Source organism: Paenibacillus polymyxa (assembly GCF_018614975.1).
GTDB lineage: Bacteria > Bacillota > Bacilli > Paenibacillales > Paenibacillaceae > Paenibacillus > Paenibacillus polymyxa_E.
This window is the reverse complement of the sequence record NZ_JAGGNR010000010.1, coordinates 86,056-111,432: the sequence shown is the minus strand read 5'-3', so window position 1 is coordinate 111,432 and position 25,377 is coordinate 86,056. Positions and strand designations below refer to the sequence as shown.

General features: G+C 48.3%; 13 protein-coding genes. 1 reads left to right on the top strand and 12 read right to left on the bottom strand.

Annotation, left to right across the window (positions count from 1 at the left end; translation table 11 throughout):
- Positions 1-226: 226 nt before the first annotated feature.
- From J7E78_RS07850 to J7E78_RS07805, 11 genes are all read right to left on the bottom strand, one after another.
- Positions 227-3,022 carry an alpha-mannosidase gene (locus J7E78_RS07850; protein WP_215075701.1) on the bottom strand — a complete coding sequence of 932 codons (2,796 nt, stop codon included), beginning with the start codon at positions 3,020-3,022 and terminating at the stop codon, positions 227-229.
- A complete protein-coding gene (locus J7E78_RS07845; RefSeq protein WP_215075700.1) occupies positions 3,019-6,198 on the bottom strand; it encodes a beta-galactosidase in 3,180 nt (1,059 codons plus the stop codon). The genes J7E78_RS07850 and J7E78_RS07845 overlap by 4 nt, the downstream gene beginning before the upstream one ends.
- The gene (locus tag J7E78_RS07840) at positions 6,195-7,514 is read right to left on the bottom strand and encodes a glycoside hydrolase family 125 protein (protein ID WP_215075699.1); all 1,320 of its coding nucleotides are present in this window, start codon (positions 7,512-7,514) and stop codon (positions 6,195-6,197) included. Before J7E78_RS07840 ends, J7E78_RS07845 begins: the two co-directional genes overlap by 4 nt.
- 253 nt (positions 7,515-7,767) lie before the next feature.
- The gene (locus J7E78_RS07835) at positions 7,768-10,965 is read right to left on the bottom strand and encodes an alpha-mannosidase (RefSeq protein WP_215075698.1); all 3,198 of its coding nucleotides are present in this window, start codon (positions 10,963-10,965) and stop codon (positions 7,768-7,770) included.
- 4 nt (positions 10,966-10,969) lie between these two features.
- A complete protein-coding gene (locus J7E78_RS07830; RefSeq protein WP_215075697.1) occupies positions 10,970-13,327 on the bottom strand; it encodes a glycoside hydrolase family 3 N-terminal domain-containing protein in 2,358 nt (785 codons plus the stop codon).
- 33 nt (positions 13,328-13,360) lie between these two features.
- A complete protein-coding gene (locus J7E78_RS07825) occupies positions 13,361-14,281 on the bottom strand; it encodes a carbohydrate ABC transporter permease (RefSeq protein ID WP_215075696.1) in 921 nt (306 codons plus the stop codon).
- A gap of 24 nt (positions 14,282-14,305) precedes the next feature.
- Positions 14,306-15,235 (bottom strand): ABC transporter permease, encoded by a 930-nt coding sequence (locus J7E78_RS07820; RefSeq protein WP_215075695.1) that lies wholly within the window; start codon positions 15,233-15,235, stop codon positions 14,306-14,308.
- Between the two features lie 77 nt (positions 15,236-15,312).
- The gene (locus tag J7E78_RS07815; protein WP_215075694.1) at positions 15,313-16,785 is read right to left on the bottom strand and encodes an ABC transporter substrate-binding protein; all 1,473 of its coding nucleotides are present in this window, start codon (positions 16,783-16,785) and stop codon (positions 15,313-15,315) included.
- A 281-nt stretch (positions 16,786-17,066) separates the two neighbouring features.
- The gene (locus J7E78_RS07810; RefSeq protein ID WP_285229351.1) at positions 17,067-18,062 is read right to left on the bottom strand and encodes a helix-turn-helix domain-containing protein; all 996 of its coding nucleotides are present in this window, start codon (positions 18,060-18,062) and stop codon (positions 17,067-17,069) included.
- Positions 18,013-18,582: a response regulator gene (locus J7E78_RS29670; RefSeq protein ID WP_285229350.1), complete on the bottom strand. Its 570-nt coding sequence runs from the start codon at positions 18,580-18,582 to the stop codon at positions 18,013-18,015. Before J7E78_RS29670 ends, J7E78_RS07810 begins: the two co-directional genes overlap by 50 nt.
- Before the next feature lies 1 nt (position 18,583).
- On the bottom strand, positions 18,584-20,413 hold the full coding sequence (locus tag J7E78_RS07805; RefSeq protein ID WP_397330516.1) for a sensor histidine kinase: 1,830 nt from the start codon (positions 20,411-20,413) through the stop codon (positions 18,584-18,586).
- 212 nt (positions 20,414-20,625) lie between these two features.
- Here J7E78_RS07805 and J7E78_RS07800 point away from each other — a divergent pair, with 212 nt between their 5' ends.
- Positions 20,626-23,442, top strand: a complete 2,817-nt coding sequence (locus J7E78_RS07800; RefSeq protein WP_215075693.1) for an endo-beta-N-acetylglucosaminidase — start codon at positions 20,626-20,628, stop codon at positions 23,440-23,442.
- Between the two features lie 143 nt (positions 23,443-23,585).
- On the opposite strand, the gene J7E78_RS07795 is transcribed toward J7E78_RS07800, so the two are convergent.
- Positions 23,586-25,151: a class I adenylate-forming enzyme family protein gene (locus tag J7E78_RS07795; protein WP_215075692.1), complete on the bottom strand. Its 1,566-nt coding sequence runs from the start codon at positions 25,149-25,151 to the stop codon at positions 23,586-23,588.
- Positions 25,152-25,377: the final 226 nt, after the last annotated feature.

Below are 25,377 nucleotides of genomic sequence, written 5' to 3'. Positions count from 1 at the left end.
GAACTTTCGATCATTTGCAATTCTACTGTTCATTCTATAGAAAAACAACCAATAACTCAACAGATACATCTGGCAAATTAGCGTAACCCTTCCACCACCGTACGTAATGCCTAGTTTATAGTACACTTGCAGTCCTGTACCTTTTGGTGGGTGGTCAAAAGTCTGTTTTTCAGTATGGAGACGAGGGAAGGAAGCTGGACAAAAGCGGACTTTTAAACAACTTCTATCAGCGGCGCAAGCCTACAGTAATGATCTCGCATGAACCTGTCTGTATGCTCCATTCCTTACTGGCAAATGATAATGTCGACGCGTCTTCTATGCTGTGGGCATGAAGCATTTCGCCCTCTTCCTCCAGGATGTTGCTTTTGTATGCCGTTTCGAATGGCTGTGGATTCGCTTGTGATGTCGCAAGTTTCAGCATAGCAGAGTCGGTGGTCATATTGAACCAGCGTAACATGACATCGCCGGAATTCTCATGTACCTTGATTGAAGAAAATGCTAAACCGTCTCCTTGCCATGCAAACGGTGTGTTGCTAGGTGTCAGATAACCTGGGTGTACTTCGGTTTGTGCCAACGTCCAAGGAATCTGGAACTGATAGGCCTCAATATATGCACCTGACGCTACACCATTTCCATCATGCGGAATGATCTCGATCTGAAACGAATGTTCACCAAGGCATTGTGCTTCCGGTGTCGGGAACAAGCCCCAATCTCCAAGTTCACCCACAGCACGAAGCAGCGTTACGGCGATGGTGTTACGCCCATCTTGAAGAACTTCATATTCATTCAGGCCCAGATTGGCAACGACCAAACCGGCTTCTTGTTCACTCACATCCACAAAATTCTGTTGATGCTGTGTATTGCTTGGATTTTGCCACTCCGGTGCAGGCGTATTTTCACGTGTAGCAATTTCGAACATGGAGTCCACATGATGAACAGCAGATACAAGATCCGTTGGGAAAAGAGCACGTACTCGATGCTCCTTCGCCTGATTGTTGAAGGTCGTTTTTAATTGGACACCTTTTCCATTACGACTCAGTGATATCACTGTACGGATCTGGAGTGGAATCATTTTAGTTGAACGCTGGGCTTTGCGGTGTGGATAATAAATCAGTTCCCGCTGTTCCTGATCCAGCATCTCATCCGCTGACTCCGGTATTTCCCAATGATGAATCACCTCGAATGAGGCCAAGTATGATGTATCTTCAAGGACCCGAATCTCAGCCTGAAGTGTTTCAGTTGTTCGCGCCACTTCGTTCTCTGGCTGCTTAAACATGTATTCATTGCCGATATCGCCCACATTTTCGTACACGCCAAGATCCTTGTAAGTCCGGCCTGTTCGTTTATCCGTGAGTGTGAATGAGCCATTGTCTGCAATCGTGACGGTCATATGTTGATTTTCCATACCCCGTTCACCACGCAACAGCGTAGTCGTTGTCGACGGAGAGCCACTCTTGGCATGATCCACTGAGTTCACCAACGCATAAGTCTTCAAGCCCAATGCAGCTACATGCTCTGCTTCAAAATAAATACGAACACGCCGACAGCTATACGGCTGACGGAAGCGATCATCCGGCAGATCATAGCCGAATTGCAGACCCAGATCCTCCACCGTACATGGAATGTGGTTACCCTCTTCATCAACCAGTATGCGATCTGAAAGGTCCACGGCGTTCATCTGCGCGGCCATCTCTTCCAGTGTATATCCATCCCGGAAATACAACCGAGCTGCGTCCAGTTCCATCTGAACTACACCGCTTCGTTCCCACCCCGTTGTATTAAATACCACAACAGGCCGGGCATTTTCGCCGTAACGCTCAAATATGGAGGTATCGACAGCTGTAGCAATCTGGCTGGTGCTCTCTTCAATCAGTGCCTCTGCCACATGACGGCTCTTATAAAACCGTGTCACCATCTCGCGGTGCACCTCATCCACACTGCATCCACAGATGCTGTCATGCGGGTGATTTTGCATCAGCGTTTTCCAGGCATAGGTCAGTTGATCATGTGGGTAGGCTTGCCCAAGCAGATAGGCATAGGATGCCAGTGGTTCAGCCACTTTTTCCAGCATGGTCTGGCCCAGCTGGTTCATCTGCTTCAGATACACACGAGCCGAGGCGGTGTTGACCAGAGTCCCCCAGCCATCGGTACGCTGACTGCGCAGTTCGCCTTTGACCGTGGACAGTTCATGTTCAGACGATGCTCTCAAAGCTTCCAGATAATCCGGAAAATTCGAGTGAACAAACTCGATATCGGGATATAATTGTTCAGCCATACGAATCGCTTCTGGCAGGTCTCGCTGAATCGGCTGGTGATCACATCCGTTCATGTACAGCAGCTCATTGGTTGATGCATATTTCTCGGCATCTGCAAGCTTGGTTTCCCAGAACTTACGGGCCGATTCCTCATCTACTGGAACTTCATTTCCGTTGGAGTACCAGTTGGCAAATAATACACCAAGTACTTTCGATCCGTCTGGTCCTTCCCACATCAGCTCCGAGAAGCTTGATTCATATCCGGCATCCGATACCGTATTATTGAACCCCGTAGGCTTCACACCACGACCAAAAAACACATTATCAATGCCAGATTGCTGCATCAGCTGCGGAGTCTGCCCGACCAATCCAAATGTATCGGGAAAGTAACCAATTTTCGAAGGGGTGCCGTAACGTTTGGCATCCTTATGTCCAACCTGCATGTTGCGCACATTGGCTTCTCCGCTCGTCAGAAACGCATCCTGCAAAATGTACCATGGTCCAATCACAATCCGCCCATTGCGGATATGCTTCTCCAGTCGTTCCTTCTGCTCCGGGCGAACCTGAAGATAGTCATCGATAATTATCGTTTGTCCATCCAAATAAAAGCTTTTATAGTCTGATCCCTCATCCAGCTGATCCAACAGTGAATCGACAAGCTGAATGAGCCGCATATGATGCTTCTCATACGGCAAGTACCATTCCCGATCCCAGTGGGTATGCGAAATAATATGTGCTCTCTTCGACTTGTTTGTCCGTTTGGTCATCGTGTTATCCCACCTCTTTCATCTTGTTGTACAATCTCAACCTCATCAGGGCGATACACGGCAATCAGCTTTCCGGAAGCATCCGTGGCAAACAGCACCGAACGATTTTTCTCCAATTGGAACGAGTACGATACACCTGTACGTGGATCTCTTACGTGAACCTCATGGTTCAAGACAAACTCCGATACAAATACATACAGATTTCCTTTTGGAAAACTCAGCTTCCGGCCGTAGATTCCAGCGATATCCCCACCGGATATCCATTCCAACTCCTGTTCGATGCCCGAAATCTCGGTTGCATAACGATACAATGCAGCAAGTGGCTCGTCCCGTCCATTTAACTCGAGCGGTAGTGGGGTCCAGATTAATTTCCCTTTGCCCAGAGGCAGAACGTGTACTTCATCTGGTGTACCTTTATCCCCATGAAGCAAAGTCTCCTTCGCCACCTCGGCGATACGACGCCGTCCATAGTTCACCCGGTGATTCACGCCATTAATATTCAGCAGTTCTTCCCGCTGCACGTTACCCAGACTGCGTTTGCCTACGATATGATCTGCCCGGTCAGTTGCCTTCCAGTACGCATCCAGTCCCAGCGGCCCTGTAATAAGCAAGATCGTGCCTTCCTTCTCCGCAAACGTGAGCAATTGTTGCAGTGCATCGCTGTCCATATTATGTGGACTCGGCACAATAATCAGCTTCGGTGGCTGCTGCTCCAGTGCTTCCAGATGATATTCGGATAACGCACGGAAGGGCAGTTTCAGCTCATAGGACATCACACGAGTAAGCTTCGTTGTGGCATCATAGGCCAGGGCACGGTTGGAGAAGTCATTGGAATACGGGAACACCACTGCAATATCCTCCAGCTCACGATCTTCAAAGAGATCACGAATGCCATGCATGAATCGGCCAAAATCATAAGACACATCCGCCTCCGGTTTCTCCGTACCATCTGCACGAAGGGCTCCGATATGAGACTCATTGGCGTTATCCATATAGTAATTGGTGTTCCAGATCCATTGCACCGCTCCTGCGCCACCTGTGGCGAATGCATACGCGTATTTACGTTCCAATATGCTGTGAAGCTCTTCCTCTGTACGTTTCGCTCTGCCATCCGGGGTTTCCACATACATGATGCCCGTCTCCTGAATGAGATTTGGTTTATGTGGCGTTTTAGCGAAAATGCCATCCCAGATCAGATCATCGTTTAACCACCAGGAATGCACGGTTGTATAATCCACTTCACGTTCATAGAAGAACGGTGACGGACGTTGTGCGCCAAGCGCTTCGTCCTGCCCCACAGTAACCAGATGATCGGGAACCAGATCCTTGATCGTCCCTACAAGCTCTCTGGCCCATATATTGTGCATCTCCATGGAGAAAAGACAATAATCAAGCCAGCGTGTTCCTTTTTTGGCCTTGTGCATGTCCTGTACATCAAAGTTAATCTCTTCCGGCTCCGGGATCACCGCGGCTGCAAAATTGGGAAGCTGCTTCGGTGACATGTTCCATGCCTCCTGCAACGCTTCAATCGTCTCATGCCGCTGCTGAAGCCAAGCGATATAAGCCTGCTGTTCGTACGAATCCCTCGCGGAGCGTGGGCCAGCGGAGAAGATACGCACCGGATCAAACATGGATGGCTCATTAATCAGATCCCAGTCCACATGTGTTGTATGCGTGTGACGACTGACGATGCTGCGGATGAAACGTTTCTGTGCTTCCACACTCTGCGGGTCCAGATACGGATTCGCGCCTTCCCATGTCTCCGGTGTAAAGGAGAAGAAAGTGAACGTGACCTGTAAACCATGCCGTTTCGCCGTTAAAATAAATGCATCAATGGCACGGAGCACATCCTCCGCCATATGACCATCCACCTGCATCATATTGCGATAGGCGGTCCAGATTCCCGTCCGAATCCAGTTGATTCCTGCTTTCGCCATCTGAGCCATGTCCCGATCCCAGACATCCGCGTTTGGCAGAAACAGAAATTTCCGTGCCACATCGGAGGTCATGTAGGTCATGCCTACAACAGGCAGAGGACGTCCGTCTTTTACAAAATAATCTCTGCTGCGGCTAATCACTTCCCCTTCTGCCAGCAATGCGGCATCCTGTCCCCAGAAGCCTTGACGCAAGATTCGAATCTCTCCGTCAGGTGCCTGTACGCGGCAAACGATCCGATACAGCCCACTTTCAATGGAAACCGGGAGAAGTATGCGTTCGAAACGCTGCTCACCGGAAAGCTCCATCTCCAGTTGATGGCTCCATACCTTCTCTGTCATGCCACTTGTGCGATTTTCATGCTCGACGGTTATGTCAAACGTCCACAGCTCGGACTCGATAAGTCTATTGCCTGCACGCTGTAAAATCTGGCCTTGAAGTGTGAGTACAGCCCGTTCATCTGGCTCATACGAAGCATAATTCGTTTTCAGGGATAACTCGGTTACACCTTGCGCACAGAATTGCGCCCACTTCACAATCTCGTCAGCGCCATCCTGCGCCCAGAATGAGGTGGTCAGCGGCAGATGTACAAATATCCAGCGTGAACCAACAAAAGTCCCGCGCGAGTTTTCCCACAGAACGACCGGAGCGGCGATGCTGCGTCCGTCCTTACTCATGCCACGAAGTAATGGATAAATCTGCGTACTCATGGGGCCGGATGAACCCATCTGGTGGGGCAGATCACTTGTTTTGGTTGTATGTGGAACCAGATTCCATGTATCTGCCTTCTCGAACAGCCCCTCTTTCCCAGTGAGAAGCGGGATCTGTTCAGATGATGTGTACGATTGCACATTGGCAGCAGATACGTTCAGTGCCTCATGAATATAGAGTTCCTGATGATACGCAGTCTGCTCGGACTCGACAACCCATGCCCCATTCTCATATCGAACCGGACGTTTGAAGGGCGCACCACCAACACTGATCAGGCTCCCGCCCTGATGCAGATAAGCTGCAATCTCCGTCCAAGCGGATTTTGGGAAATAGGGTGCGTGCAGATTCACTAGACATCCTTCACCTGCTGTGGTCTTCAAAACCTCTGCAAGTTCTTCGGCGTTTACAACGGTGATCTCTTCGACTGCTTTCCATGTATTCAGAGCCTGCTCAGTTGGAAAAGTACCCTCCAAGGGAAACGCAGAGTCAGCGAAGATAATCAGCTTTTTATCATTAGGTTGGATACTCATATCAGGCCATCCTTCATGGATTTATAGACCAACTGGGAGAACAGGCTGTTGGACCATGCAAACCATTTTCGTGTAAAAATCGTTGGATCATCTGCGTGAAAGCCTTCATGCATATAACCTGTATCTGCATCTGTCGCTTCGAGCATGCGAATAATCTCCAGTTTCTCCTCGGCAGACTTCGCAGTCAGACCTTGCATGGACAATCCCATATGCCAGATGTAATCTGGTGGGGTGTGCGGGCTACCAATCCCTTTGGCAACCTTGCCTTCATAATAGAACGGGTTCTCTTTGCTCAAAGCGAAGCGGCGCGTATTCTGGTAGATCGGATCATCCGCTTTGACGTAACCCAGATATGGAATGGACATGAGTCCCGGTGTACCCGCATCGTCCATAAGACAGTGGTTGCCATAACCGTCCGTCTCGTACGCATAGATCGGTCCAAATTCCGGATGACGATAAATCCCGTACAACTGAATGCCGTGATCCACGTCCTGCTCCAGATCCTTCAATTCCTGCAAAAGTTCCATATCCCGGAACACCCACTCGGCAAACTCCTGCATTTGGCGCAGAGCGACAACCGCGAACATGTTGCCAGGGATATTGTAGTGGAAATCACACGCATCATCACTGGAACGGAAACCGGACCAGATCATACCCGTGTAGTTGACTGGCATACCTTTTCCGTGATTGCGCAGGGAATCTGTTGGGATACCGTTATTGCGAGTGAAGCGATATGGAGATTGTTCCATGTGATGCTGTTCGACTTTGAACAGGTCTACGATTTTACGCATCGCTGCTTTGAAGCTTGAATCGAAAATGTCAGTCAGTTCGGTTTCCTTCCAATATAAATACGCCAAACGTACAACAAAACATAATGAGTCAATCTCGAATTTGCGTTCCCACACCCAAGGTGACATCTCGGTCTCGTCCGTGGTATTCCAGTGCCAGTCATTGGCCGTCTCATTGAAGGCATTAGCATATGGATCGATATGAACATACTGGATATGACGTTTGATCAGCCCGCCAATCATGCGCTGCAGGTCCTCGTCTTCCTTTGCAAACGGAATGTAATGTACCACCTGCTCCACGGAATCACGCAGCCAGGAAGCCGGAATATCTCCTGTGATCACAAAAGTGGTACCATCCTCCATCAACTTGGTTGTTGTTTCGATGGTGTTGGGGAAGCAGTTTTTGAATAATTGAAGCAGCTTTGGCCGGTGAGCCAATTTCTGTTCTGCTTCTTCGAGCACGGCCTGAATGGATTGTGGCAAAGCAACGGGTGGCATGGGTATTTTGGGTAATCTGAACTGTTCCATGGATGAGTGCAACTCCTTAAACAAATTGAATGGTGTAGCTAAAAAGATAAACCCATTAACTGTACACTGGGACACTACGATTGCAGTACCATCTTCCGATCGCTGTTATCCCCAGATTTTTTGGATTCCCTTCTCTAAAGGGAAAATCCGGGGATAAAGGCGAACGCTTCGCTTCTCCATCTGGTTCTGCACTCTTCGTTATGTGTACATGTTTAAGTTCATCTTATATAGCTCAAAAATATTTCAAAAAGGTTTACCGCAGTAGCACGGTTTGTATTTCGTAAGGTTTAAAAGATAGTGTAATCTGGCCATGGGTATGGGCCATTGGTTTGACGGGTTCTTCCAGTGCGTTGGAGTGATAGGCTTGCTCAAAGGCATGCGGCCATTGCAATGTGATGGTTTCGCGTCTGCCTGATGATTCATAGAAACGAAGTACGGTGCCGTGTCCATCCTCTGCCATTTTGACGGTATCCAGAATGACATGGTTACTATTAAAGTTAATCCAAGAGCCTGTTGCTGGACGAGAATGTGCAGCGATTGCAGTTGCATCTGCAATTGGATCGTCGCCAGCTCCTGCGTCATGTTGTACTTGCTCCCTCTGTAGTACCTGCGCCGTCTGTTCCACTTGGTTCACCTGCTGTATCGTTACCTCATGATTCAACTCGGCTGCCTGACGGACGGTGTGTGCGTTTCTCCAGTCTCCATCATGCGGATACAGGGAATATGTGAATTCATGTTCTCCCAGATCAGCGGTGCGATCAGGCCATTTGGGTGCACGCAGCAAGGACAAACGAATGGTACTTCCCTGTACGTCGTACCCGTATTTGCAATCATTCAGAAGGCTCACGCCGTATCCATATTCGGATACATCCGCGAAGCGATGTCCGCAGACTTCATACTGGGCTTGTTCCCAGCTTGTGTTGCGATGTGTTGGTCGTTCCAGTGCGCCAAATGGAATCTCGAATGTGGCCTTGGAGGTCACCACATCAATCGGGAAACCGACTTTCAGAAGTTTGTGATCTTCATTCCATTTCACCTGTGTCTGGAAATCGATTCGCCGTGAGTCATGATAAAAGACGATATCTTGTGTGATTTCAGATTGATGTAGCTTCCAGCGGAAACGCAAGACATCTTTCGTTGTACCCGCCAGCACCAGCTTTTTCTCCAACAGTTCTACTTCGCCAGTCATCTGTTCCTCATAACGATTATCGATATCCCATGCATCCCAGAGTGTCGGACGATCATGGAAGAAGTGAAGTTGATTGCCACGTTCACCCGGCTTCAGCATCTCACGCTCCGCGGTTTTATCCCACAGGCGGGTGATCTCCCCACGTTTGTTGAACTGCACATGATAAAAGGCAGTATCCCATGTATCATTAAAGGTTGGTTTTGCGGCATGGTTCTTCATTTCCCGTACATTCGTTTCCCTTGTGTTTTCTGGTACCAGCCAAATCGTCTTATATCCAAACGCCGGAATGTCTGTCACAAGAATAGACATGCTGCCATCCTCCCGATCCATCCGCAAGTGCTGGCCTTGTTCATCGATGCCGTAGCGGTCCGAGCCATCCTGCACAGGAAGTTGAACGACTGCACTGCGTTTCCAGCCCAGGCTGTTGAATACAACATAGGCTACTGAACCTTCTGGTCCCTCTGTGTTGATACCCGTTGTCAATGCTGCAATGCCTTGATCCAGTCCGGTTCTGCCCAATTCAAATACCTGTACATATTCCTCATTCGAAGTGACGTAGGACTCCGTAATCGCCGATCCCGGTATAATATCGTGGAATTGATTCAGCAAGATCAGCTTCCAGCCTTCATGCAAATTCGAACGTACTTCAGCTTCGGTATTCGCCTCCATATCTGGCAGAGCGAGTGTGTTCCACAGCTCAGCTTCACGGTACAGAACCTCCGCTTTCCGATTGTTGCGCTTATTGCGCGCATGTGTCGTGTAGGTTCCCCGATGTAACTCCAGGTATAGATCGCCATGCCACTTCGGAAGTACAGGTTGCTCCTTCTCAATTCCGGCAAAGAAAGCTCCAGCTGTGCTATAACGGCTCGCAGGCTGACCTACCATCAGGTCTGCGCGATCCACATACTCCAGCATCTCGCGTGTTACCCCACCGCCGCCATCTCCATGTCCGTACAGAAGCATGTGCTCCGGATGCGTAGCTTTCTCACGGTAGGACTGCCAGTGATCATGAATGTCCTTCGGCAGCGTATGCTCGTTAACACCATGATTGAGGTAAGACAGAATTGGCGTTCCATCAATGCCCACCCAGTGGAAGAGATCGTACGGAAACACATTTGTGTCATTCCAGCCCAGCTTCGTTGTCATGAAATACTCCACATTGCCATGCTTCAAAATCTGCGGCAGGGAGGCACAGTACCCGAATGTATCCGGCAACCATTCAATCTGCGATGTCTTGCCAAACTCCTCCATATAGAAACGCTGACCATATAACATCTGGCGGATCAGGGACTCCCCGCTCGGGATATTCAGATCCGGTTCAACCCACATGCCGCCAACCAGCTCCCAGCGGCCTTCTACAATCCGCTGCTTCACCCGCGCGTACAGCTCAGGATCATGCTCCTTCAGAAACGCATATAGTAAGGGTTGGCTCTGGGAATAAACATAGTCCGGATATTCATTCATGAGTGCATCCACGGTGGAGAAAGTACGGCTCGTTTTGCGTACCGTCTCACGTACAGGCCACAGCCAGGCAATATCAATGTGGGACTGTCCCACCATATGCTCCAGACCTTCCGCGTTGCCACCAATCTCACGCACATGATGCTTCAGTTTATTCTCAATCTGACGAATACCCTCTCCCTGCTTAATCTCTTCTGCCGACATGCCTACAAATTGATCCATCGCACGATACACCAGTTCTAACAGGCGAATCCGCCTGAAGTCACTTTCGGGCAGTAGCACAGCCGAATCACGCACAATAATGACGGTGTACATCAGACTACGAACCGCTTCATTGGGTCTCACCAGCAGGCTCGTAATGGATGTGATTGGCGGCTGAATAACCGCCTGTTGATTCAACGGGTCTACAGGTTCAGGTACCGGATCAAACATCTCAATCTCAAGTTCAGGAGCGTATCCGACTTTGGATGGATCAAGCGTGACGTAGGTATGATTGCGGTCAAGTCCCTGATAGGAGTGCCCATTTACCCGAAGCAAACCTTCTCCCCCTGCTTCAAATACAAGCCCATAAGGTGCTTGCTGCCATGTAGCAGGGATCTCCAAACGTGTTCTAAAAAAATAAGTCGTTCCCTGTTTGCTCGGAAAACGCTCAAAATCTTGGCCTTCCGGGTACTCACCCTGATCCTCATACTGTCCTGGCACGTTATAATAAGCGCGGGTAATGTCCCAGCTGCGCAGCTGCAATTGCTCCAGCCACTGATGTTCGGATAACTCGCGAATAAAACGTCTGATACGTTCCAAAATCTTACACCTCCCTTACCGTCAGTTCGGCCATTTGCGTATCCTTTACGCTGCTGCCGATATGAATATGGAATTGTCCAGTTTCAACGACAGGCTTCAAATCACGACCAATATAATGCAGCTGCTCGGCTCCGATGCGGAAATCCACGGTCTGTGTCTCCCCAGGCTCCAGGTTCACTTTTGCAAACCCCTTCAGTTCTTTGGCTGGACGAGTCAACGAGCTAACCACGTCAGAGATATACATTTGCACTACCTCCGCACCTGCACATTCCCCTGTATTGGTCACATTCACCGATACCTTAACGGATTCACCAGCTGTCATGGACCCAGCACTCAGACTGGGTTCACTGTACTCAAATGTGGTATAACTCAGTCCGTATCCAAATGCATAACGTGGCTCCAGATCCTCTTCGAGGTAACGCTTCCCTCGGGAACGTTTGCCGTTATAATAGATCGGTAATTGGCCGACATGCTTCGGAATGGAGATCGTCAATTTGCCTGACGGATTCACATCACCGAATAGAATATCTGCAATGGCATGCCCGCCCTCTTGACCCGGATACCACGCCTCCAGAATTGCATCGGCATGTTCATCTACCCAAGGCTCAGTGATGGGACGACCATTAATGTAAACAACGACAAGTTTCTTGCCAAGCTTGTGAATCTCCTGAATAAGTTCCAGCTGTACTCCGGCAAGCCCCAACGTCATCCGGTCGATCCCTTCACCGCACTCCATATCATTCCAGGAGTTATCCGATACATTGGAAGCGCCCGTCTTCAGATCGATCGTTCCTTCTCCAAAGTCACGTGCACTGGAGCCGCCAACCACCATAATGACTGTATCCGCTTGGCTGGCAACTTCGATGGCACGTTCAAATCCTTCTTTCGAATCACCTTTGATCCGGCAGCCTGGTGCATATAACAACTGATCTGTACTGCTGTCACCAGTCAAAGGACCAACAGAACTCTTCTTCGTTTGCCCATCCACATGATTAGCCAGCTTACTGTGAATCCCATCCAGTACCGTCGCCACTTTGGACTTCGGCTGTGGTGATGTGTAATCACCGAGTTGATTGTAAGCCTGGTCCGCATTGGGACCAATGACGGCAATCCGGCCTACATTTGCTATCGATAGAGGTAACGTGTCAGCTTCATTTTTGAGCAAAACCACACCTTCCGCAGCCAACTGGCGTGCCAGCTGAACATGCTGCTCACTGCCAATGACCTCCGCTGCGCGATCGGCATCCACATAAGGCTGTTCGAATAATCCCAGTCTGAATTTCAACGCCAGCACGCGAGAGACGGCCTGATCCAGAACCTGCACATCAAGCTTGCCTTCTGCCACCGCCTGCACCAGATATTGCCCAAACATCTCACCGGACATTTCCATATCGATGCCTGCCTCAATCGCCTGTACGGAAGCTTCCATTCCATCTGCCGCGACATCATGCCCACTTGCCAGCATGTTAATCGCACCACAATCCGTAATGACCAGACCGTCAAAGCCCCAATCCTTACGCAAAACATCTTCCAGCAATTCCGTATTCACGGTGCAAGGCGTGCCATCAATCTCGTTGTACGCTGGCATGATCGACGCAGCGCCAGCTTCCACCGCTTTGCGGAATGGATAGAGATCCACTTCCAGCAGTTCGCGCCAGCCCATATGTACAGGCCCTGCATTACGTCCACCTTCCGAGCTGCCATAACCAACAAAATGTTTCAGCGTTGCCGCTACTGTATCTCCACGGTCAAGACTTTCACCCTGAAGCCCTTCCACGGAAGCAACTGCCAGTTCTCCAATGAGAAACGGATCTTCACCGAAACATTCCTCGGTACGTCCCCAGCGCGGATCACGCACAACATCCAATACCGGAGAATAGGTGACCGCACCACCTTGAGCACGTGTCTCCCGCGCTACTGCCTGGCACATCTCCCGATATAAATCCACATTCCATGTACTCCCCAGTAAAAGGGGGACAGGATAGACCGTTCCGTCAATGGCCATATGACCATGTGAGCACTCTTCCCCGATCAGGATGGGAATCCCCAGTCTGGAATGCTCCACCGCATAGCGTTGAATCAGGTTAACCACCTCAGCGCCTTCTCTGGCCGATAGACCATTTTCAAGCGTAACGCCAGTCCACGGATCTGCTCGAAGCGCACCGTAAAGGGAGCCGATGCCCCCATTTTCCACATGCTGCTTAAAGGATTCATTTAACGTGATGTTCCCTTGATCATTCGTATATGTCTGCCAGCCGAATGGTTGCGTAAGTTGGCCTACCTTTTCTTCCGTAGTCATCAAGCTAAGCAGGTGTTGTACCCGTTCCTCTACGGATTTGCTATGGTCCTTGTAAGTCATCATTCTGCATCTCTCCAATCCTATAACGAGATCCGGTTATTCTTTGACTGCGCCCACCGTCAGACCCTGTACGAAATAACGCTGGAAGAACGGATAAGCGAATATAATCGGCAACGTAGCAAGCACAACCATCGCCATTCGGGACGTATCCTGCGGAATGGACTGCATGGCTGCCAGACTCATCGAACTGTTAGCAGAGTTCTGCTGGATAAATTGGATACTCGACTCAATCCGCATCAGCATGGATTGCAGCGGCACCAGATTAGGATTATCGATGTATAACAGCGCATTGAACCAATCATTCCAGTAACCGAGTGTACTGAACAACCCGATGGTTGCCAGTCCCGGCAAGGAGAGTGGAACCACGATTTTCATAAAGGTATAGAACTCACCGGCGCCATCAATCTTCGCCGATTCAATCACTGCATCCGGTACACTGGTGGAGTAGAATGTACGCAGGATCATAATATAGAAGGCGTTCATCGCCAGCGGCAGAATCAGTGCCCATAACGTATCTTTCAACCCAAGCAGCTGGGATACGACCATATAAGTTGGAATCATCCCGCCGTTGAACAACATGGTCAGAATCGCAAAGATGGAGAAAAATCTCCGATATCGGAAGCTCTTGCGGGAAATCGCATACGCATACAGCGACATGAGAATCAGACTAATGATGGTACCGAGTACCGTCACCAGGATGGTAACGCCATACGCCCGCAGCAGCGTGTCCCCACTCTGCCAGACAAACTGATATGCCGCGAGACTCCATTCTGCCGGAATCAGACGATACCCATCACGGGCCAGTGCTTTCTCGTCCGTAAACGAGATGATGACTACAAATATAAAAGGAAATACACAGATCAGAGCGAATAGACCGGCGATGATGTTCATGATCACGTTCCAGCCGCTGGATACGTGGTGGAAGTCACGTTTTTTAACAAGCCCTGCTTGAGCCATAGTGGTTCACTCCTTTCCCTTGTCCTAGAATAGGCTGCTGTCTTTATCTACTTTGCGAACAACATAGTTGGAGATCATAACAAGCACAAAACCCACGACGGATTGATACAATCCGGCAGCCGTACTCATCCCAATCTCACCACTCGTTTTCAAACCTCGATATACATACGTATCAATAACATTTGTCACGGAATAAAGCGTACCCGAATCCCTTGGCACCTGATAGAACAGTCCAAAGTCGGCATAGAAAATGCGTCCTACGGCCAGCAAGGTCATAATTGTGATGATGGGCGACAGCAACGGAATCGTAATGTTACGAATCTGCTGCCATTTGCTTGCTCCATCAATCATGGCTGCTTCATAGAGTGATTTATCAATTCCCAGTATCGAAGCCAGATAGACAACGCTGCTATAACCGATGGTTTTCCATAACGCTACAAATACCAGAATATACGGCCAATATTTGGCCTCGGAGTACCACTGAATTGGTTCCATCCCGAACCAGCCGATAATCTGATTCAACATCCCGCGATCCATGCTCAAGAAGCTGAATGCGAAGTAACCAACGATAACCCAGGATAGAAAATACGGCAGAAACATGCCGGTTTGATACAGTTTGGCAAGTCGTTTATTCACTAGCTCCGAGAGCAGGATTGCCAATGCCACAGCAAATACCAGTCCCAAGAAGATAATGGCGATGTTATAGAAGAGGGTGTTGCGTGTAATGAGCCATGCGTCACTTGTGCTGAACAGAAATTTGAAATTGTCCCAGCCAACCCATTCACTCTTCATCAGACTTGCCCAGAACCCTTCACGGCTGAACCGATATTCTTTGAAAGCAGCCACTGTGCCCACAAGTGGTAAGTAGGAGAAGAAGAAGAACCAGATGGCGCCTGGCAGCACCATGAGCAGCATGACTCGGTTTCTAATCAGGTTTTTCAAAAATGTAGTCATTGTGGAGTTCCTCCTTCAGGCTTGAATGAAAAAGGACCGGACGCGATAAGCAGCCGCCCGATCCTTACGATGTACTGTTACTTGTTTTCCGCTCTCCAGGCATCCAGCTGGCTTTGGGCTTCAGCCATTACTTTCTCCAGTCCGGCTTGATTGAACTTCTCAATCACTTGATCCAGATTGGCTGCCGGGTCCAGTGTACCTGTCATCAGTGCTGCCCAATATTGCTCCTTCACGTTCTGTACCGCCGTTAGTTCGGACGATACATTGCTTGCATCAAAGTTAAAGCTGAGGATCGGGGAATTGACACCTTCAGCGTTAAACTTCTTGAACTCATCCCATTTGTTGTCCGGGTCATTGCTGTTCAGATAGAGCAGCATGTTGTTCCCAAGGGAGTAGGAAGGCATATCGTAGTTTTTCGATTCAGGCAGATTTTCCATATGTGTGTCATCCACTTTTTTGTAGTGTGTGCCCTCAATACCGGAGTCCACCATATTACGCAGCACAGGATCTGTATTCAGCAGGTTCAGGAATTCCATCGCTTTCTCTGAATATTCCGAGTTGGCCGAGATGGCCATGATGGAGCCTTGTACAGATGTATTTGTTATAATTGCTTCACTTGCAGGTGTTGAAACGACTTGATAACCGTAACTTGCAGACCATTGATTGTCCGCAAGCGGCTGAGTCTGTGCACGATCCAGGAACCAGTTGCCCGATGTTGTCAGATCATTGGTCGAACCTGTTGTTGCCGCTTCTGCCGATACATAACCAGCCTTGTAGTATTTGTGCATCGTGGTAAGTGCTTCTTTCATTTCAGGTGTTTCCAGTATGTTCACAAGCTTATAGTCTGTTGTATCCAGCTTGATTGCCATTGGCAGATTCTGAATGACATAGTCATATGGCACGTAAGGAACATAGTTCTTATCCATGGCAAATGGTGTTACACTCGCCTCGTTTTCCTTGATCGTTTTCAGTAAAGGCTCCAGACTGTCTAACGTACGGACACCAGAGATGTCCAACTTGTATTTATCAACCAGCATTTGGTTAAAGCGCCATACCTCTTGTTGTGGGAGCTCTTTGTTGGCTGGAATTCCGTAATTGTGTCCGTCTACCTTGGAACCGCTTAGGAATGCAGGATCAATGGTCTTGGTAAGATCCTGACCGTATTCAGCAAGCAGGTCATCCAGTTCGAGGAATGCACCTTTTCTGGCATTTTGTACATAATCGAATCCACCAGAAGAAGTGAACAGAATGTCCATTGGCTCACCGGATGCTACGTTAACCTGCATCTTCTGCGGGTAGTCACCCCAGTCAACCATCTTCATCGTTACCGTGGCATTAATTTTCTCTTTGGTATACTTGCTCACTTCTTCCATCACTTTGTTGACGTCTTTCTGAGGGGTACCGATGGTATACCAGATCAACTCTACCGCGTCATCTCCAGCTCCCCCGGATTCTGAAGCATCTTTGCTTCCTCCACAGGCACTAAGAACAAGTGTAACGGCCATTAACATTGCAAGAACGAGTGAGAAGCGTTTTCTTTGTTTACTCATTTCTTTTATCCTCCCTTTTTGTGTTCCCTTAGGCTCTACTTACTAACTGCTTTAACCTTATCGAATGAAAGCATTTACAAAAAGAAGATAAACTTAAGTTTTCGAGGTACAAATTAAAGAGATATCGTCCTTGGGCAACTATTTTGTACCTGTTTAATTAAATCGCTTACATGAAAGAGACATGCCGGGTAACGTATGCCATGATTTTCATCCATGCCATTCCTGTTCCCGATATGTCTCTTGGCTCTCTGTCCGCATAGTTGGATCTACCCGTCACCGAATTAACCAAACACCTTAAAATCAGTTGGTGAAATTCCCACATATTTGCGGAACTGCTTATAGAAATACCCCGTCTCCCAATACCCCACATTTCGGGCGATCTCATGTACCTTCAGATTGGAATTGCGCAGCTGCTCCTTCGCACGTTCAATCCGGTATTTGTTGATATATTCGGCAAACGTCTCTCCGGTCTCCTTATGGAACAATTGTCCCAAATACACCGGATGCAGATGATAGTGGGCACCCAGCAGCTTCAGGGAAAGCTCTTCTGCGTAGTGTTTGTCGATATGCTGAAGCACCTGGTTCACAATCGGATTCTTCAAATCCTGCAATAGGGATTGGATCGTCTGCGACCCAACCTGCTGAAGTGCCCGCACGAGCTCATCAAAAGTGCCACTGTCCAGTACAAGTTGAAGCCCTTGTTGGTATATGGCAGACTGATCCGAGTGTTTAATGCCCTCCAGTTCCATTTTGAAGCGAATCACAACTTCCAGTGCGGTATTCTGTAACTCCCCAGGTGTAAGCCCATCGCGATGCTGTTCAAAATCCATGCGAATCCGGTCGGCAAGTTGTTCTGTATTGCGGGACAGAATGAGTTTGGCATACTCCCTCCATTCAATGAAAAAGGTCGCCGTTGAATTTCCGCACCTTTCCAGCATGGCATGGTCGATGACTTTAAGGTCGGGATAAATCATCACATACTGGAGTGCTTTTTTGGCCTCAGCATAACTGGTCGGCGCATGGTATAGCCCCTTCATCAACCTGCCTGCTCCAATGCGCGCCGCCGGATGGGTTACGGTTATTTCATCAGATAATGCCTGCAGACCATCCATCAACTTCTGTTCCTCGTCACTCGTACCCTGAATATTGGCAATAATGACGATGTCTCCATCGATATCATGAAATACGTTCAGATGGCGTCTGTCTCTAAGCATCTCTTCTACACGTTCAAACCATACCAGGTACTTGCCCTTTGTCACGCAGAATGGCCACAGCAACGTCCGGTGCATCCAGCGAAAGGTTCATGAACTGGGCACGTTCTTCAAATTCAGTAGCTGCAATCTGTCCCGTAAGCCACCGATGAAGAATGTTATCTTTTAGAATCTGGATACCATACGCATCATCGGCTTGAGGTGATAACGTATGATCCAGCTTGGACGCCGTGTTGCTCAGCGTGGATTCCAGTTCCTCCACATTAATTGGTTTGAGCAGATAGTTTTCGATCCCCAGCTGCATGCCTTCCTTCAGATATTCGAACTCATTGAAACCACTCAGGATAATGACCTTAAGCTCAGGTTTCACTCGTCTTGCTTCCCGAATCAGGTCAAGGCCATTCATGAGTGGCATGGATATATCCGTGATCAGAATGTCCACAGGCTGAGAAGTGAGCGCTTGTAACGCTGCTTGCCCATTACCTGCATGGCTCACAATTTCCATACCAAATGAAGACCAATCCACAATATCGTATAAGCCTTCGATGATGAACGGCTCATCGTCCACAATAAACACCTTGTACATATTACACACCTGTCCCTTCTGTATGTGGATAACGCACCCTGATTCGTGTTCCTTCTCCGAGGGTGCTCTCTATGGTGATACCGAACTCTGGCCCATACAGGAAGCGCAATCGACTATGGACACTGCGCAGCCCAAACATCTGACCAGACTCTTCAGGACGTTCCAGTTCTTCAAGGATTTCCGTCAGGCGTGCCGGATCAATGCCTTTGCCATTATCTCTGACCTCCACTTGCACCACATCATCCGTCTCTTCCACAACAATCGATAATCGGTTATCCGAACGTTCTGTCTGAATGCCGTGTACGACATAATTCTCAATGATGGGTTGCAGCGAAAGTTTCACCACAGGGTGTTGATAATAAGCAGCATCGATCTGGATCGTATAGATGAAAATATCCTTGTAGCGGATTCGGAATAACTCCAGATACAAGCGACAAGCTTCCATCTCATCCTTCAGCGTATAATTCTTCTTTTGCTGTACCAGGCTCTTGAACAATACGGATAAACTATAGATCATCTCGCCAACATCTCTCGCCCCTTGGGATATCGCCCTCATCCGAATCACTTCAAGCGTATTGTAGAGAAAATGAGGGTTGATGCGCGCCTGTAATGCGACCAGCTCGGTCTCCTTCTGTTTGATCTCGGCTTTGTAGACCCGTTCAATGTACAGATTCAGCTCGTCCAACATATCGTTGAAGCTATGTGAGATCTGCCCCAGTTCATCATCACGTGCGTCGTCGATGCGAGCCGTCAGATTGCCGTATTTTACTTTCTGAGTGAATCGAATGATTCGGCGGGTTCGTTTGGCAAAGTTAATAATGAAAAATGCCGGAACCAACACGGCAAACAAAATACACACAATACTGATCGAGATGATGGTATTGCGAATCCCCGCATAGGTTTCAGCCATCTCTTCTACCGGAACAGTGCCAATGACCACATAACCCTGATCGGCGGAGACAAACTTGTTCACGTACATGTTCTGCTCCTTTTTCATTGAATCCATATCCGTCTGATCAAACAAGGAATCGGCCACATTCACGTAGGGATACTTCTTCCCGTAATAATGATTGTTGGAGTCAAATAACACTGTCCCTTTCGCCGATAACACCACGATTTCTCCCTTGAGATTACTCTCGTAGTTATCCAGCGCATTACCGATTCCCTCCGAGTCAAAGAAGACAAGAAATTGGCCCAGATTACGAAGGGTCTGTGTATTGTTAATCGGTACGCGGATGGAGTAGAGCGCAGGGTCCCATTGATTAATCTCTTTGCGTATCCAGTAGTTGGGTGCACTGATATTGGGCGTTTCCATCGCCATCACGTCCGGAATATAGGAATGAGCTACATTGGCATCCAGCTTGCGGAACTGCTTGTGTTGATTGAACGTAGACAGATCCTGCTGCTCGGCGCTATACAACATGAGTTGGTTAATCTGCGAATTACGATCCATAATATTCTGAAAATGTTTCAACACATCGGCCGAATAGTCATCCTGATTGGCGTAATATCCATTGGTCATGTGCTGAACATATTCAGCGTACGAATGATTCATCAGGTAAGTAATGTTGGCCGAGAGTGCCTCATTCTGATGCATATCCCTCACCATATTCTGTACCGACTCATACTGCTGATGAATGTACCGATCCACATGTTCCATCGCCGCTTTCTGGATCGCCAGTTCCCGGCGAATCGTGGAGTCGGACACCGACAGGAAGATGATATAAGACAGCGTAATGATCGTAACAATCGATATCATCGAGAAGATCAGGAGCATTTTCATAAACATATTATTTTTAAAGAAATTATTGTAAACGCTAACAATTTTCAAGTCGCATGTTCCCTCCGATGCTGTTTTCCTGACTTGAATTATATCATCAGGCTTCTGACATTAACTTGTCACCTGCAACTTTTCTTTAGTTTATATCTGTGTTTCTTTAATTTCACCCTATTTAAAAACGCTTTCATCCACTATCGTTAACCATAAGTTTAGCTTTGTGTAAAAGAATACCTTACATTCATTCCACTTCAAGGAGGAACAGCATGACACGCAAACTCAAACCAAAAGGCATCATTCCTAAGGTAACCGCCATGGTCCTGACTACGGCTCTGCTTGGACAAGTTGTTGCATCATCCGTTTATGCCGGAGACACGCTCCCTTACACCGGTGAAAGTGCCAAAGGGGTGAATCAGCCCTATCAACATGGATACACCTCGGCCCAGATTCTGAACTGGACACCGGAAAGTGATATCCATGGCGATTTACTTCGTGCCCATGTTCCTTTGCAGCCCCGTAATGAAGCGTTCGCTGCCACACAGGCTTATCCTGAGCTTAGTCCGGATACCCAGCTATTCACGATGAGCGGCGATTACGGCAATGCATTCTTCGATAGCACACCTTACACCAATGAATTCAGCCAGTATCTGTTTAATTATTGGCAATATACAGACTACTACAGTTATTGGCACGGCATGGCCTCTGCGGGAGTACCTGAGGAGCTGTATGACCCGAGTAAAGAGTGGACGGAGAAATACTTCGAGTTTGGCATTTTGAACATTCCGAATCCGGCCTACACCAATGCAGCCCACAAAAATGGCGTCAAGTCGATTGCCAACATCTTTTTCTCGGACAATGACCGTGGGCCACAAACCTATAAACAAATGCTGATCCAGGATGAAAACGGTAATTTCCCTGTGGCCGAGAAACTGGCCGAGATGGCAGAATACTACAACTACGATGGATATTTCTTCAATCAGGAAGAGGTTGCCCGGGGTGTAGCCCCTGAGGATATCGCATCCTACAAGAAATTCATGAAAGTTCTAAGAGATAAAGGTCTGTACGTTCAGTGGTATGATTCCACCATCAATACAACAGGCAAAATTCAATACCAGAACCAATTTAATGGGCTTAATAGCCCCTTTGTACAAGATTCCGTTCTCGGCAGAGTCTCGGATTCCATCTTCCTGAACTATGTATGGAACCACAAGATGCTCCGCGATTCCCGTGATCATGCCCTTAGCTTGGGACTGGATCCACTCGAAACCGTATTTGCTGGTGTTGAAGGTGGTCATGACAAATTCGGCCGCTGGAAGCAGTCCTACGATCTGCGCCATAATCTGGATGAGAACGGTCAGCCCATGAATAGTATCGCGACATTGGGTGCCGACTTCACCCACAACGCTCTGGATGAAGAGATGGGCGATGGCAGCACGAATCATCGAGCTGAGGATCAGTACCAATGGATGACCTTTGTGCGCGATCGTGCGTGGTGGTCAGGGCCGAATCAGGACCCAACGGATGCACGTCGTAATGCATCTGCTGATCTGTCGGATGTGTATGCTTCCGGTGCAAATTGGGATGGAATCGCTGCGTATCTGACCGAACGCTCCGTTATAAATGGCTCCAATTTTGCAACGAACTTTAATACGGGACACGGTCTGAAATATTATGAAGACGGCGCTATCTCAAACGACAAGGAATGGTCCAATATTAACATTCAGGATATCCCTGTCACTTGGCAATGGTGGATGGATAGTGAAGGTGACAAGCTCAGTGTTGATTTTGACTACGGTTCATCTTATGAGAAAGGCGCAAGGTACAACTATGACTCCATTGGCGCGTTTAATGGCGGCAGCTCTCTCGTGGTGAACGGTACACTGAACGCGGAGAACTTCCTGCGCCTGTACAAGACCGACCTGTCCGTCAACGGACAGTCCAAACTGCAGCTGACGTATAACAAACCGTCCACTAGCGATGCTTCTTCCCTGCATGTTGGGTTAATCTTCGAAGACGATCCATCCAACGTGGTCAACGTAAATGTGCCTAATTCAGGTCAGCATACGAAAGGCTGGAAGACCGTTTCACTGGATTTGAGCGCCTATCAAGGAAAGACCGTTGCCGCAATGGGACTATCCTTTGACCCGAATGGCAAAGCGATTGAGAATTACCAGATGAACATTGGCGAGATCCGTATGTTTGACGGTTCAGCGGCTGTACCGGATGCACCGACCGGATTCCATATTGCCAAAGCACTGACCAACACCGACGAACTGGTTGTCGCATGGGACATGAAGGACTATTCAGAGGTCAAGCAATACAATTTATATGAAAATGGCGCTTATGCTGGCGGCGTGTATGATTCCACTTTTTATATCAAATCGTTAAAACAGCCGTCTGGTGAACTGTCCATACGTGCTGTTGGTGCAGATGGGACCGAAAGTGAAGCAACCGTCCTGCCCTACGATCTGAATGCAGCCGTTCAGAATATGGATGTGAAATTCAAAAAGAATGGCGATGCCATCGTAAGCTGGAAAAACCCGAAGAAAATGAAAGACTCGGGCAAAGACAAAGATAAGCATACGGATAAGGACAAGGATAAAGACAAACGTAAAGGCAATGAGTCTATTCAACTCACACTACAAACCGAATACACGAAAGAACCTTTCACTAAGTCACTTCAAGTCAAAAAAGGAAAACAGTCTGCCGTCCTGACCGGACTTCCGACCAACGGTGAACATTACGTGCTGGACATCGCTATTGGCGGGCAGAATCCGGTTACCCATACCGGACAGCTCGCAGATCTTCAGATTACACCATACGCCAAGGAAAAGGTCTCGGTAAAAGATGGAAAGTATACACTTTCCCTCCCGGATCTGGAGGATTGGTACAAGATTTATGTTTATGAAAATGGGGTGGCACGCGAGTTCGGAGTCACTTACGTTTCGCAGAAATTCCCGTATATCATTCGGGGAAGAACAAAGCTGAGTGAACTGACCTTCACACCAGCGTCCAGCAACAGCTCTTTGAAACTGGTCATTGAGGATTATGCGGGTAATCAGGCTACTACGATTTTGAGATAATACTGCAAGGTATTTTCACGCCCGCCTGCATACCAGTTGAGATAAAAACATACAGCCCTTCACTCCCAAAAGGAAGTTGAAGGGCTGTTCTTGTTGATCTAACAATAAATATTTAACCCAACAGCTATTAAACAGCATTCCCGTTAGCCTAGTCCTTCGGATGAAATTGAGGATAGATGCTTGCGCAACTGCTTTTTGTCTATTTTATCCACGGCTGTTCTCGGCAAAGTATCCACAATGAACAGTTGATTCGGCCATTTGTACGGAGCAAGGTGTGGCTCACAAAACGCCCGCACCCGCGTCAGATCCAACCTTTCACCGTACCGTAACACTATGAAAGCGACAAGTTCCTCGCCTTCGTCAGGAAGAGGAAGTCCGATTACGGCCGCCTCGCTTACCGCCTCATGGTTCATAATGACATGCTCCACTTCGGCACAGAACACATTGGAACCGTCCACAATAATCATATCCTTCAAGCGATCAAACACATAAAGGTAACCTTCGGCATCCAGACAACCGACATCCCCAGTTCGAATCCAGCCATCGGACATGGTCTCGGCAGTAGCCTCCAACTGGCGCCAATACCCCAGCATGGTCTGTGCACCTCGAACAACGATTTCTCCAGCCTCGCCCGTAACTGTCTCACTTCCGTCCGTATCTAATATCCGAACTTCGAAGGCCTGCTCACCTTGGGCAGCCAAGTCAGCAGGACGACCTACGGATCGAAGGCGAAGAGGATCGCCCATATGCTGAGCAGGAAAAAGGCGGCTTATGGACATTCCACATTCCGCTTGTGAGTAGTTATTCACAATGATAACTTCAGGAAATTGCGATACGACCTCCTGTAGTGTATCCGGGGAAATAATGGACCCTCCGCAGCCAATAAGCGATAGACTCTTCAAGTTTCTACCTCCTACGGATGCCTCGCGGGTAAGATCACGAAGCAGTTGGCCTACGGTGCTGAGTTGTGTAATCTGATCACGTTCAATAGCTTCCATAATACGGTGTACATCCGCCGGGTATTCGTCTAAAAATACAAGACAGCCTCCGGCAGCCATAGTCGCCCACAGCTGGAACTGACCCACCAGATGGGATAACACACGACGCCCGAGATCATGACCGAAGCCTGCAGAAGGCGTAAGTTGATTCCAAGCAGCCATTCCGCGATGCCAATGCATTACCCCTTTTGGTCGACCAGTTGTCCCGCCCGTATAAATCAGGACTGCCGTATCGTCTACACTTCGTTTGGAATGGTCTTTGGGAGAGAACGCGGGTTCCTGCTGTAAAAGAGCAGCGAGCGAACTGCTATTCGTCCCTTCTTCGTCTGTTGTGAACAGTTTTGGACAATACCCAAGAAGCTTTACCGTGGCGATAGCTACTTTAGCATGTTGGTCATCATGAATAACCATATGCGGTTCTGCATCTTGGAATATGGCAGCGAGTTCAGACACTGTTAGCAAAGGTGACGGCACGAGCGGTATAGCACCGATTCCAACTGCTGCATAAAACGCAACAACGAGCTGGGGATCTGGATCACCTAAAAGGGCAAAGCGATCACCGGCCCGGAGTCCTTCAACATACAGAGCATGACTAAGTCTTTCAACTAGACCGTAAAGCTCCCCATAACTCATCGTTTTCCCATGTCGCATTAACGCAGGTTCCTCAGGGTACAGACTTGCTGCAATTGGCAATCGTTCGGATAGAAGCAAGCAATCCCCCCCCCCCATTTAAATTTCCATTTTTCCGTTAAGAAAACTATGGAATAAGATGAGAGTAGCATATATCTGGAATAATAAGTAATCATTATCCCCTATTAAAACCATAAATTCTCCTGATATTACAGTTCTGCCTAACAGACGATCCTTGCCATTTACCTACTTACTAACTTAATTAGGTAGCCCAATTTGGGCTGCTTTTTAAACTGAAATACAACAT

Coding starts and splice junctions, on each gene's coding strand:
- J7E78_RS07850 (WP_215075701.1), bottom strand. CDS start 3,022: ATGACCAAACGGACAAACAAGTCGAAGAGAGCACATATTATTTCGCAT.
- J7E78_RS07845 (WP_215075700.1), bottom strand. CDS start 6,198: ATGAGTATCCAACCTAATGATAAAAAGCTGATTATCTTCGCTGACTCT.
- J7E78_RS07840 (WP_215075699.1), bottom strand. CDS start 7,514: ATGGAACAGTTCAGATTACCCAAAATACCCATGCCACCCGTTGCTTTG.
- J7E78_RS07830 (WP_215075697.1), bottom strand. CDS start 13,327: ATGATGACTTACAAGGACCATAGCAAATCCGTAGAGGAACGGGTACAA.
- J7E78_RS07825 (WP_215075696.1), bottom strand. CDS start 14,281: ATGGCTCAAGCAGGGCTTGTTAAAAAACGTGACTTCCACCACGTATCC.
- J7E78_RS07820 (WP_215075695.1), bottom strand. CDS start 15,235: ATGACTACATTTTTGAAAAACCTGATTAGAAACCGAGTCATGCTGCTC.
- J7E78_RS07815 (WP_215075694.1), bottom strand. CDS start 16,785: ATGAGTAAACAAAGAAAACGCTTCTCACTCGTTCTTGCAATGTTAATG.
- J7E78_RS29670 (WP_285229350.1), bottom strand. CDS start 18,582: ATGTACAAGGTGTTTATTGTGGACGATGAGCCGTTCATCATCGAAGGC.
- J7E78_RS07800 (WP_215075693.1), top strand. CDS start 20,626: ATGACACGCAAACTCAAACCAAAAGGCATCATTCCTAAGGTAACCGCC.